The following is a 420-nucleotide window of genomic DNA, read 5'->3' as shown; positions in this document are numbered from 1 at the left end:
AGACTGTCCAACAGATGAGGGAAATATTCAGGATGGACATCAAAACATTTGCTTATGTCAGAAGGAAGCATGGATTACCCAAAAATAACAGGCGAAAAAAAGGTAAAGAGGGAATTTAGATGAAAACAATTAATATTTTCGGCGAGTACATCGAAGGTGAAGAAATCGAATATCCTGATCAGCCGTACAAAAATATCATCATTGTAGAAGACCGCAAAGGCGATAAGCATGTCGTTCATCGTGACACTGTGGATGAAAAACATAAACGCACAAAGAGCCGTGCAGGCGTACAATTTGATTTACTTGCTTGCCAAGCGAACGGACGAAAAGGGCCGATTCGGAAATGGAGGCGGATTAGTTGATGCCCAAAAAATTAATTCGTGAAATTGCGTCAAAATACGGCTATCAGCGGCTTAGAAA

At 40.7% G+C, this 420-nt stretch carries 1 protein-coding gene; it reads left to right on the top strand.

The window, feature by feature from the left end:
* Window positions 1–119 precede the first annotated feature (119 nt).
* Window positions 120–362, top strand: a complete 243-nt coding sequence (locus BTA35_RS17075) for a hypothetical protein (RefSeq protein WP_078320916.1) — start codon at window positions 120–122, stop codon at window positions 360–362.
* Window positions 363–420 lie beyond the last annotated feature (58 nt).

Origin of the sequence: Oceanospirillum linum, assembly GCF_001995095.2 — a bacterium.
In the GTDB taxonomy this organism is placed as follows: Bacteria; Pseudomonadota; Gammaproteobacteria; order Pseudomonadales; family Halomonadaceae; genus Oceanospirillum; species Oceanospirillum linum.
This window is presented reverse-complemented; position numbering and strand designations above follow the sequence as displayed.